Origin of the sequence: Burkholderia sp. MSMB2157WGS, from assembly GCF_001532755.1 — a bacterium.
GTDB lineage: Bacteria > Pseudomonadota > Gammaproteobacteria > Burkholderiales > Burkholderiaceae > Burkholderia.
In genome coordinates, this window is sequence record NZ_LPJG01000021.1 from 47,370 (window position 1) to 59,412 (window position 12,043).

The 12,043-nt window shown below is 58.3% G+C and carries 8 protein-coding genes; 7 read left to right on the forward strand and 1 reads right to left on the reverse strand.

Annotated features, from left to right (window positions below):
• The first annotated feature begins 2 nt into the window (after positions 1 to 2).
• From WT53_RS13760 to WT53_RS33500, 7 genes are all read left to right on the forward strand, one after another.
• Complete coding sequence (locus WT53_RS13760; RefSeq protein WP_034204310.1) at positions 3 to 4,550, forward strand: DUF6531 domain-containing protein; 4,548 nt, start codon at positions 3 to 5, stop codon at positions 4,548 to 4,550.
• A gap of 335 nt (positions 4,551 to 4,885) precedes the next feature.
• Positions 4,886 to 5,875 carry an RHS repeat protein gene (locus tag WT53_RS34095; RefSeq protein ID WP_179949022.1) on the forward strand — a complete coding sequence of 330 codons (990 nt, stop codon included), beginning with the start codon at positions 4,886 to 4,888 and terminating at the stop codon, positions 5,873 to 5,875.
• 28 nt (positions 5,876 to 5,903) lie between these two features.
• Positions 5,904 to 6,119: a hypothetical protein gene (locus WT53_RS34100; protein ID WP_179949023.1), complete on the forward strand. Its 216-nt coding sequence runs from the start codon at positions 5,904 to 5,906 to the stop codon at positions 6,117 to 6,119.
• A 54-nt stretch (positions 6,120 to 6,173) separates the two neighbouring features.
• Positions 6,174 to 7,637 (forward strand): RHS repeat domain-containing protein, encoded by a 1,464-nt coding sequence (locus tag WT53_RS34105; protein ID WP_230624747.1) that lies wholly within the window; start codon positions 6,174 to 6,176, stop codon positions 7,635 to 7,637.
• Between the two features lie 9 nt (positions 7,638 to 7,646).
• Positions 7,647 to 8,258 (forward strand): hypothetical protein, encoded by a 612-nt coding sequence (locus WT53_RS34110; RefSeq protein WP_230624748.1) that lies wholly within the window; start codon positions 7,647 to 7,649, stop codon positions 8,256 to 8,258.
• A 62-nt stretch (positions 8,259 to 8,320) separates the two neighbouring features.
• Complete coding sequence (locus tag WT53_RS13775; RefSeq protein WP_034204311.1) at positions 8,321 to 9,697, forward strand: RHS repeat domain-containing protein; 1,377 nt, start codon at positions 8,321 to 8,323, stop codon at positions 9,695 to 9,697.
• 10 nt (positions 9,698 to 9,707) lie between these two features.
• Positions 9,708 to 10,271 (forward strand): hypothetical protein, encoded by a 564-nt coding sequence (locus WT53_RS33500; RefSeq protein WP_155294363.1) that lies wholly within the window; start codon positions 9,708 to 9,710, stop codon positions 10,269 to 10,271.
• 369 nt (positions 10,272 to 10,640) lie between these two features.
• Here WT53_RS33500 and WT53_RS32340 read toward each other — a convergent pair whose 3' ends face one another.
• Entirely contained in the window at positions 10,641 to 11,291 is a 651-nt protein-coding gene (locus tag WT53_RS32340) for a hypothetical protein (RefSeq protein ID WP_080747629.1), read from the reverse strand.
• Between the last annotated feature and the right edge of the window lie 752 nt (positions 11,292 to 12,043).

The window sequence follows — 12,043 nt, forward strand, 5'->3', positions numbered from 1 at the left end:
CAATGTCGGACACGCCGAATTACGACGAGCCGAGCGGCAGCGCACAGGAACGTCTCGATCAGATCGCCAAGCTGGAGGACGGTGAAGCCGCGAAAGCGGCCGAGCAGCCGTTTTACGAGCACCTCAACTACGGGATGCTTGGCGCCGATGCGGGCCTGACCGCCGTTGAGGGGACGGCCGCCGGGCTGGGTGCGGCCGGTACAGCGCTGGCTGGTGGCGCGACCGGCGGGGCGGCACTGGGTGCGGGCGCGGTTGCGGCGGGCACGGTCATGCTTCCGCTCGCGATTGCAGTCGGTGGCGCCTGGGCACTCGACAAGGTTGGTTTCACTGGATGGCTCTCCGGGCAATTCACGCGGGTCGGCGATGCACTGGGCCTGACGATCGGCCACGGCGATCCGCATCCCGCCTGTGTAGGCGATCGCATCGCGCATTCGTCGGGGTTTATGGGAATCCTCACCGGCATTGCCGTCGGGGTGGCGATCGGTGTTGCGGTGGCGGCTACTGTGGCGACTGGCGGGCTCCTCGGCGGGTTGATCGTCGGGGCGTGCCTGGCGGGCGGCCTGACGCTCGGCGGCGCACTTGCGTCGGCCAGTCAGAGCATGGGCAGCAACTGTGGGGAGATCAAGACTGGATCGGACAATGTGTACTTCGAGGGCAAAAAGGTCGCGCGTGTCACGGATCTGGTGAAGTGTGATCACCATTCGAGCGCACCGCAGGCGCTCGTCGACGGCAGCAAAACCGTGTTCGTCAACGGGCTGCCGCTGGTGCGGATCGGCCACGAAACGCACTGTAGCGGTAAAGTCAATTCGGGGCGCAACAGTATCTGGATCGACAAGACGACCGGAAATTATGGCCCGAAGAACCCGGAGCTGTCCGCGACGCAGGAATTCCTGGCGGGTTTGATCGGCGGGATTGTAGGCGGCGGAGTTGGAAAAGTTGGCGGCAAGGGGCTGCGGGCGGTGCGCGAAAAATTTCGGCCCGAGCCCACCCGGTCGGCAGAGCAGAGGGGTATCAAGGACGAGAATCGACCGAAGTGCAAGGACCCGGTTGATCCGGTATCCGGAGAAATGCTGGAGATCCGCACGGATCTGGCCATTCCTGGAATCCTGCCTCTTGAGTTCAAACGACGCTATCGGACTCGATCGGACGATCATGGATTGCTCGGTCACCGCTGGTCGGACAACTGGTCGCAGCGATTGGCGTTCGATGGTGGCCGCTTCGTGCGATTCCACGATGGCGCAGGTCTGGTGATCGGTTTTGACGCGCCGGATATGGCGCTCAACGGCATTAACCTGCGTGAGCCGCGTTATCGGCTGGTCGGAAGTCGACTCGAACCGCGCATCTTCGATCGTGACACTCGGCAACTGCGTATTTTCGCGCCGCTCGTCGACGGGCGCTCGTCTCGCCTCGAGCGGATCGAGGACCTCGACGGCAACAGGATCGTTCTTTCCTACGATACTGCTGGCCGTTTGAGCGGCATGGTCCATAGCGATGGCTATCGGCTCGAGATTGCCTATCCTGGCCGCCATCGTCAGTTGCAACGGATCGTTCTCCATGATGCGGAAGGTGGTTCCAGAACGCTTGTGGGCTACGACTACCAGAACGGCATGCTTACCCATGTGGCGAGCTTCCAGTTTGGGCAGTTCTATTACGCGTACGACGAACACGGCTGGATGACCCAATGGCGGGATACAGATCAGACCGATGTTCGATATCGGTACGACACCGCTGGTCGTGTAGTTGAGACAGGTACGCGGCAGGGCTATCACACGGGCCGATTCATCTACGAAGCCGGCTGCACACGCGTGATTGACGTCGACGGCGAATGGACCTACGCCTATAACGACGAAGGTCTTGTAACGGCCGAAACTGATCCGCTCGGCCATTGCACTTGCTCCGAATGGGAACTTGGTCGTTTGATGGCTCGGATCGATCCGCTTGGTCGACGGACGGACTATCGATACGACGAGCGAGGCCAACTGACTTCGGTCGTCGAAAGCTCGGGGAGGACAGTTGACTTCGATTATGACGATGAGCAGCGCCTAACCGGGGTGCGCTTGCCGAACGGCGGCACGATCAAGCTCGAGTACGACCATCTGTATCGGTTGATTGCACGGACCGAGCCTGACGGCAACAAAACGACCTATCGCTATGGGCCCCGTGGCGAACTGCTGCGAGTGGTTCAAGGTGATCGCGAGACGCGCCTGGACTACGATGACCGGCTGCGGCTGACCGACATCGAATTGCCGACGGGGGCGCGCTTTAGGCGCAAGATAGACGTGCTGGGCCGGCTGTTGGAGGAAACGTCGCCCGATGGGCATGTGACGCGTTACGACTATGCTGACGGCCCGGCAAATCCACGCGGTCTGCTGAGTGCGGTTACGCGCCCTGATGGCTCGGTATCGAGGGCACGCTATAACAGCGAGAGCCTGCCCGTCGAGTGGATCGATCCGCTAGGACGTACGATCCAGCGAACCTACGGTCCATTCGATCTGCTGACGGCGTCGATCGACGCGGCCGGACATGCAACGCGTTTTGAGTACGACCATGCGACCCGGCTGACGAAGGTTATCAATGCGCTGGGAGAGACTTACACGTACCGCTACGACGCAGCCGGGCGTCTCGCGGCCGAAATTGATTGGGGAGGCCGCGCGACCGAATACGAGCGCGATGCCGTTGGTCGCCTGCTGACGAAGACACTGCCCGACGGTGGCCAGTGGCGCTATACATACGATGCATCCGACCGGCTCATTGAGATCGATGCCGGCGACGTGAAGCTCGCCTACCGCTACGATGCGAGCGGACGGCTGGCGTCGGCGGAGGTCCAGGGTGATCACTCGCATGTGACGCGCTTTGCATACGACAGGAACGGCCGCTTGATCGGGGAAGATCAGCACGGCGAGCTGTTGCGGCACGTCTACGACGCCAATGGACAACGCCGCCTGCGGATGACACCTAGGCGCGAGACAGCCTATGCATACGATGCATCGGGGGCTTTGACGCAAGTTGGGGAACTGACGATCCGGCGTGATGGTTTGGGGCGCGAGATCGCCCGAGAGGCAGGGGATTTTGTCGCGCAGCAACAGTACGATGCGCTCGGCCGTATACGCCGGCAGATTGCGGGGCCTGCCGTAGCCTTCGATGCCTTGCAAGCCGATCCGGCCCGTGCGCTCGCGCAATTGACGCGGCAGGTCTATCACTATGACGCAGCCGGCCAACTCGAGCGAGTCGACACCGACATAGATACGCTTACGTATCGGCGCGATGCACGTGGTCAGATCGTCACCGCAGAAAGTCTGCTGCAGCCGACTGAGCACTTCCGCTACGACGCGGCAATGAACATTGCCGCGCACGGGCGCCAGGCGCCCGTAGATGCTCACCACTACGGGCGCGGAGGTCTGCCGGAACGGGTCGGCTACGCACGCTATCGGTACGACGCACGTGGCCGCACGATCGAGAAGACGGTCGAACAGCCCGGGTTCCGGCCAAAGACGTGGCAATACACGTGGGATGGGCTCAATCGGCTCGTGAAGGTTGCGACGCCCGAGCGTGGCGTGTGGCTGTACCGCTACGATGCTTTCAACCGCCGAGTCGAGAAGCGGCAACTCGGCGGCCGCGGAACCGTGAAGTTCCTGTGGGACGGTCCGACGCTTGCCGAGCGCTGGATCGAGCAGCGAGACGGTACGACTGGTCAGGTCGTGACCTGGCATATCGAGCCGAGCAGTTTCTCGCCGCTCGCACAGGAGACAGACGATGGACTCTTCCCAATCTTGACGGATCAAATAGGCCGGCCGAAGACTGTGTTCGATGAACAGGGGCGACCCGTCTGGAAAGCCGCCTATTCGTTATGGGGAAAGTTGTTGCCTGTCAAGCGACCAGCCAATGACGCGGACTGCGGTGCGACTTCAATCGATACGACACTGCGCTTCTCCGGTCAATGGGCGGATGACGAGACGGGACTGAACTACAACCTGAACCGGTATTACGATCCAGATTCTGGGCAGTACCTAAGCGCGGACCCGATCGGACTGCTTGGTGGAGTTCGGACGCAAGCGTACGTGCATGATCCCTCCCAATGGATTGATCCGTTGGGTTTGCAGGGATGCAAGCCAGCAGGAAAGAAGATTAGTATGCGGGCCTATCGCTATGAGATGCCGGAGCGATTCGACACAACGTGGGACGCGCACGAATGGAACGTTGCGGCAACGCACCGATACACCAAGAAAGGTCTGGGAGGCGTCTATGGTGCGGATTCGCCCGCGACCGCTCTTGCTGAGGTGACGCATTGGGATGTCGATCTGTCAACACGGGAATTGATCAGCAAGGACGTGACGCTTAATAATGTCTTGGATTTGACGGACCCTAGCGTGCGAAAGCAAACTGCGGCGGCAATGGATATGCCGTTCACACTTGAAGACATCACCGGGAACAACTACGAATACACTCACAAACTGGGGGACTGGGCCAGCCAGAACGGCTATGATGGAATTCTTGCGCCTTCGGCACGGAATCCCGATGGTGCCAATCTAATTTCCTTTGGAGGGTTCTGATTTGAATCAGCTAGAACAGTATTATGCAGGCGACGATAGTTGGAAGGAGTTCTCCGATCTCTTCGCGAAATATAAGGATTTGCCAGAGGTCCAGAATCTCGCCAAGGATCTAAATGGTCAACTTGATCTTGCTTATACGATCTACTGGGTTGCTGGGCCGAAGTCTGCACAGAAGTGGATAAATTCGAGTGTCCCGGCGCTCGACAATGTTCGCCCCATAGATTGCACTGGAAATCCAGAGTTGATTAAGCGCTTGCGCGAATGTCTAATGCGCATGCCGTCTTAACGGCGCTGGCTACCTCTACACGTTGGACGCAGACCTCGCGCAGCGTTCGGTGACGATCACCGACCAGATCGGGCGCGTGACGCAATGGACGTGGAGCGAAGATCAGCAGCCGACGAGTCACACGGATGCTGAAGGCAACGTGTGGCGGCTCGAATGGAACGCGATGCGGCAACTGGTCAGTACGACTGATCCGGCCGGGAATACGACGCGCTTCGAATATGACGAGCGCGGGCGGCAGACACAGCGCATCGACGCGCTCGGCCACGTCGAACGGACCGAATGGAACGGGCACTTCGATCTGCCGGTTGCGGAAATCGATCCGACCAACGCGCGATGGATCTATCGTTACGACGCGCGCGGCAACCTGACGATGACGCGCGATCCGGCGGGCTTCTCGACCGAGTTTTACCGCGACGATCGTGGGCTCGTGCATACGATTCGCGACGCGCGTGGCGGCTACAAGTTTCTCGAATGGAACGGCCGGGCGCAGTTGACCGCATATACCGATTGTTCCGGAAAGGTCACGCGGTTCGCGTATGACGCACGCGGTGCGCTCGCGCAGGTGACGGATGCGGTGGGGCAGGCTACCGTGTACGAAACGGACGCGATGGGGCGGGTCACGGGGATTGGGACGGCGGATGGTGCTCGTCAGATGTTCCGTTACGACGCGGCCGGAAGGCTGGTTGAGGTCATCGATCCGAACCAGCGCAGCACGCGCTATGAACTCAATCCGCGTGGATTGCTCTTGTGTCGCACGGATGCGGCGGGTCGGGTCGTGCGGTTCAGCTATGACGAGGCGTTCCGGTTGGCGAGCCTGACCAATGAGAATCGTGAGACTTATCGCTTTCAGTATGACCGGCGCGATCTCGTTTCCGCACAGATCGGTCTCGATGGCCACAAGCGTACGTACGAGTACGACGTGTGCGGCCAAGGCACGATCGTAAGCGATGGACAGATCGAGACGCGATACGAGCGTGATGCGATCGGGCGGTTGACGACGAAGCAAGCCGCGCACGAGCGTTTGCGAATACCTGTATGACGAGGCTGGCCGGATCACATCGGCCGAGTTGTACACGGTCGCCGCGCGCGGGCCATCGCTGAAGAATCGCGTCAGCCTGAAGTACGACAAGCGCGGAGAAGTCGTCGAGGAATACACGCCGACCGGCTGGCTCGCACACACCTACGACGAACTCGGCAATCGTGTCAGCACGACGATTTCCGGTGAACGCACGATCGATTGGCTGCATTACGGTTCAGGCCCCACCGCGTCATATCCGAAGTGACTCGTCAGCTTGCCCTGCGTCCGTAGCACCTCGCGATGCAGATCGTCCCGTTCGATGTCTGCAACTGCCGCGCCGTCGAAACGAATCTGGTGCACATGCCCTGGTGCGCGGCAAACTGCACGGCGCGGTACGGCGGGCGGCGAGTTGCTTGCGAAGCAGTGGCAATACGATGCGGCAGGCGACGTGATCCAGAAGCGCGATCAGCGTTATGGCACGACGAGCTATCGGTATGACCCGACAGGGCGCATCGAACAGGCGGCAGGGCCGGGATTGCCGTCGGAAGTGTTTCGCTGGGATGCGGCGGCGAACCTGGTGTCGAGCGATCACCCGGGCGGCTACGTCGAGCACAACCGGCTCAAGATGTTCGAGGACAAGCGCTTCGAGTACGACGCGTATGGGCGGCTCGTTCGCAAGCTGAGTGGACATGGGCCGGCTAAAGAACTGGTTCTTGAATACGACGATTGGAACCAGTTGAAGACCGTCGTGACGAAGGATCGGCTTGGCATCGCGACGACGCATTTCGAGTACGACGCGTTCGGCCGGCGGATCCGGAAGCTCAATGGCAGTTACGCCAGTACGGATTTCCTGTGGGACGGCATGCGGCTGGTGCAGGAGACGTATCACGATCGTCAGGGCGAGGAAGCGCTGACGTATTTGTACGAGTCGAATAGTTATGTGCCGCTTGCCCGGATCGATCAAGGGAAGGCTGCGGCTAACGATGCGGATGTACGGGACGCGGTTTATTACTTCCACAACGATGTTTCGGGGCTGCCGGAGGAACTGACTGACGCTGGGGGCGAGCTGGTTTGGCAGGCGCGCTATAAGGTTTGGGGCAATGCGGTGCAGGAGGAGTGGATTGCGCGGGCGCCGCAGCGATCGATGCCGGAATGGGGAGAAGTTCAGTCCGCTACGCGGGCGCCTGCAAACGTGCCGAGGCCACAAAACTTACGGTTCCAAGGGCAGCATCTAGATCGTGAAACTGGACTGCACTACAACACGTTCCGGTTCTATGATCCGGACATCGGTCGATTCATCAACCCGGATCCGATTGGGTTGGCAGGCGGGTTGAATCAGTATCGATATGGGCCGAATCCGCTGGCGTGGATTGACCCGTGGGGCCTGACTTGCCTGAGTCAATGGAGTGGAAAGCGCGGTCGCGAAAAATCGATGTACGACTTGGAGCGAAACGGCTTCAACGTCGTTGCTGAAGAGGTGACAATGAAGGTGAATGGCAAGCGTATTCGGGCCGACTTCGTTGCAACGGACAACCACGGCAACTATCACGTCTTCGAGGCGAAGCATGGGACAGGGCGTCTGACCAAAAATCAAAGTGCTTCCGGTGTGTTTGACATGGCGAGTCCATCGAATACCGTTGACGGTATCGGTGGTGGGGTAATTACGCCGTCAGCGGGAAAGACGGGACAGTTCGAAATCGCAACTGGCAATAGAGATATAGGGGAAGTGCTTGGTGAGCGTGGTACTTCGTATGATGCAACATTTCACGTGCTGAAATATTGAGGTGTGTTGATGAGCGCGGAGTTGAAGAAGATATTTGAGAAAAGATTGCAAAATTTTTTAAAGGAAAATATCAGCGAGAGAGATGTCAAGGTATCGAGGGGTGAGATTGTTGTTGACCGAGAAGGTGCAGGTAATGGGCGCATCGGATTCAGATTTCTGAGAAATGCAAACGGATATATTCTTTCTGCTGCGGCTGATTCACCTGACCTTCAGGATTTTTATGTGAGCAGAAATCCTCCGTACAGACCAAGGATACCAACTGGTTTGGTTATGGCAATGAATACGTCTATGGAAACGGTAAAATCATTTTCCCCGAATGTCGGTGGGGCAATTGATCTGCCGCGTGATGAGGGGGAGATTGAATCGGCATGTCGATGGATATGTGAAAAGGTAGCGAGTATTTATTTGCCGAGAGTAATCAATGTTGTGGAGGTCAATTCCGGGTTGGTTCGGGATGTAATGGAAAATCCAAATTACTATTCATATCCATTTCTGACTATTGTTTTTGCTGCAAAGAAAAATGGTATTGGCCTGAATGAGCTTGATGCTGATTATTTGCTGGGTAAAAAAGTGTCAGGGAATAAGTCGTTCGATGGTGAAGTTTTGAAAGAGTATTTTTAGGGTATGACGCGGTGGGGCGCCGTGCGCGGCAAACTGCACGGCGCGGTACGGCGGGTGGTGAGTTGCTTGCGAAGCAATGGCAATACGATGCCGCAGGTGACGTGATCCAGAAGCGCGATCAGCGTTATGGCACGACGAGCTATCGGTATGACCCGACAGGGCGCATCGAACAGGCGGCAGGGCCGGGATTGCCGTCGGAAGTGTTTCGCTGGGATGCGGCGGCGAACCTGGTGTCGAGCGATCACCCGGGCGGCTACGTCGAGCACAACCGGCTCAAGATGTTCGAGGACAAGCGCTTCGAGTACGACGCGTATGGGCGGCTCGTTCGCAAGCTGAGTGGACATGGGCCGGCTAAAGAACTGGTTCTTGAATACGACGATTGGAACCAGTTGAAGACCGTCGTGACGAAGGATCGGCTTGGCATCGCGACGACGCATTTCGAGTACGACGCGTTCGGCCGGCGGATCCGGAAGCTCAATGGCAGTTACGCCAGTACGGATTTCCTGTGGGACGGCATGCGGCTGGTGCAGGAGACGTATCACGATCGTCAGGGCGAGGAAGCGCTGACGTATTTGTACGAGTCGAATAGTTATGTGCCGCTTGCCCGGATCGATCAAGGGAAGGCTGCGGCTAACGATGCGGATGTACGGGATGCGGTTTATTACTTCCACAACGATGTTTCGGGGCTGCCGGAGGAACTGACTGACGCTGGGGGCGAGCTGGTTTGGCAGGCGCGCTATAAGGTTTGGGGCAATGCGGTGCAGGAGGAGTGGGTTGCGCGGGCGCCAACCCGGCCGCAGCCGGCTTGGGGGGATGTTCAAGCAGCAGCCGCACCAACGTCGACTCACGTGCCACGGCCGCAGAATTTGCGTTTCCAAGGGCAATATCTTGATCGCGAGACCGGGCTACATTACAACCCTTTCCGGTTTTACGATCCGGATATTGGACGCTTTATCAATCCGGACCCGATCGGCTTGCTGGGAGGGAATAACCTCTATCAGTACGCTGCCAATCCGTTGGTGTGGATCGATCCCTGGGGTTGGGCATGCGGCGAACTTAGCGGTAAAGCACAGGAAGTTCACAACTTGGCCGGTGGCGGGGATGCACGCTCAATACGGAATTCAACGGTATCAATCGTCGAAGCGAAGGTGAATGGCAAGCCACAACTATTTGCGGCGGGAAGTGGAGGGAGGTTAAGCCCGGCACAACGGCAGGCACTTGTGAAGATGGGTGTGCCGGAAGAAAACATCTTCTATGGCAAGAAGTCTATCGATGGTTTTGACAAGCTCGAAAACCATGCGGAACGCATTATATTGCGTAATCTTCCTGAAGGCGCCGAAGTTAGTCGCTGGGGTATCTCTTGGGGAGGACTGCAACGGAATGCATCGTGTCCATCATGCCAGCCACATGTAGACCAAGCTGGCGGGATTTTTGATTAGGAGAGGGTTTATGTTGGATATCGAGGCGCATAAAGAGTATCTCGGATCAGTTCTCGCTAGCGGGAAGCTTGATACCCTTGCCCGTTTTGGCGTGTGGTGCTGTGTTGGTCTTGGTCATGACGAGTCAATTTTCGAATTCCTTGCGAAGCAGGCTGGGGATACAAGTACTCGGATCAAGCAACGAGTAGACAATTACTTGGATCAAGTATGGAATGGAAACGAAAGTTCCAGCCCGCTAAGCGATCTAGAACAAGTTGATTGGGATCCTGATGCTGTTGAAATGGATGATGAAGCTGCGGCCCAGGGAGCGACCGATTTTTTGGCGGGACTATCTTATTTGATGAAATGGTGTGCAGAACATAAGATAGAGCGACTAGTCGCATGCGCCGAGGTTCTGATAAATCGGATCGACTACTTGGAGAGTTTTGAGTTGATTGGGGAAAATGTTGAAAATCCAGTCGATCATGAAATGAACGTGCAGAAGGATTTTGCTCGTGAACTCGTTGCAGGTACCTTGACTGACCATGACAAGATGAAATATCACGCGTGGTTATTCAATCTTGGCGCTCCCTGAATCCTGAGCTCAAGGAGCAAGCATGCACACGATTGACCGTCAAATCGTGGTTCGATCCAGGCCGTACATTGCTTCGCCCGGATCAACCTGATAGGCGAGTCGCGCGAGGCGCTGCAGATAAGATTCCAGCCAATCATGGACAACTCTATCAAAAGAGAGACACATTCTGCCAGCTTAATTGGCCGAAGATCTGACTCTGATGTGTTGGTTAATCGACAATGTTTAACTGATGATGATTGAGTGTGCGCCGTGCACGCGGAACGATGCGCTGCACGCCAACGCCGCAGGATGCGGCCGCGCTGCGCGACATCGCGCAGCGCGCCGGACAGGGTAGAGCAGCCGCAAGCGGCAGCCACCCGAAACCCCGCATCACCAAGCGATATCGCAAGACGACCGCGACGTCCCCGCACCGCCGGTAGCCGTGCATTTCGTCCCCGATCCGTTGTCGTAGAACGTCCGCGTCTCCGGTTGTGGCACCGACGGATCGAACGGATTCGGCATCCCGTGCGGACCATGCGGCGCGTCGTACGGCCGCTGAGGCGCATACGCACCACCACTCCCAACTGACCGAGAGCCGTTCGCGCGCAGGTATTCGTTCCAGTTCTGCTCGCGCTGCTCATACGCGGGCACTACGCGACCCAAACTATCGCTCCCGCCCGCGCCGAGCGCGACGCGGTTCGGAGCCGAGACAAAATCGGGTTCGTGTTTAAAAGAAGGCGGCGATGCCACGAGCGCATCGCTTGTCACCCGCACCGGCCGCGTATCCGGCGTATCGAACGGGCTTCGTTCGACAGGCGCGGCGAACTGCACGCGTCGGCGGCTCATCCGCGCCGCATGCCCATCCTCCCGAGCAGCCGCACGCCGCTCCGAGCGAAACACGTTGGCACTGGCCGACCGATCGGTCAGCGTATCGCGTCCCGAAGCACGGGCAGCAGAAACAGAGAGCGCGCACGCGATCGCGGCGGCGGAATACAGGCGGACGGGGCAATTCATGGGCGATCCGAAGCAGGCGATGTGCATTGAACAAAACGGCAGATCACTGGCTGGCTGCTGGGCGACGAGCGGGTGTCGGCGCGGCCCTGAAGCGATTGCGAGGCGCGGCGGGCGCGACTTGCACGAAGGCTGGCTGGATTGCGGAAACGAGTTCGCATTATTTCACGGATATATCAAGAAGCTTTCAGCTTGTTTAGTTTTTTAGATAAACGGAAATTTTTCCCGCCTCGCGCAGCGCCCGGTCCTGGTGCGCACGCCCACAATCATCAGTCGATTGATTTCCAGCGCCCGGGACGCCGGCAGCTCGAAAAATGCACCGGCGCGAATCCCCCATCGCTGAAAACCCCGCCCAGCAAGGAATCCGCCCCGATCCCCGTACCGAATAGCAACCCGATTGCACTCGAAGCAAACGTTCTCGCCCCGCCGAGGTTGCGCCGCAGTCGCTACCCACCCATCTCGAAAACGTACGTGTTTTCCCTCAATCGACAGGCATTTTTGACAGACGATTGAAAAACGCCCATATAATTTCGGCTGCCTTGCCAACAGCTGTCGGACCATCCCTCCGAGCCAGCGATTTGGCAAGCGGGGCAGGCGAAACGCTTGCGCAATGCAAGACGCATCACGATGTCTTTCCGAACCAGACGTCCCCTTCGGGGACTGCAAGAGCCGGGCCCCGCTACGCAACATTCCGCCGGAGTTCCGTCTTCTATGTGTCTCGGGCGTGTCCCATGTCCTCGCCCCGGGTGCTGTTCGATTGCGCAAGTCATGCCGCCTTTGCC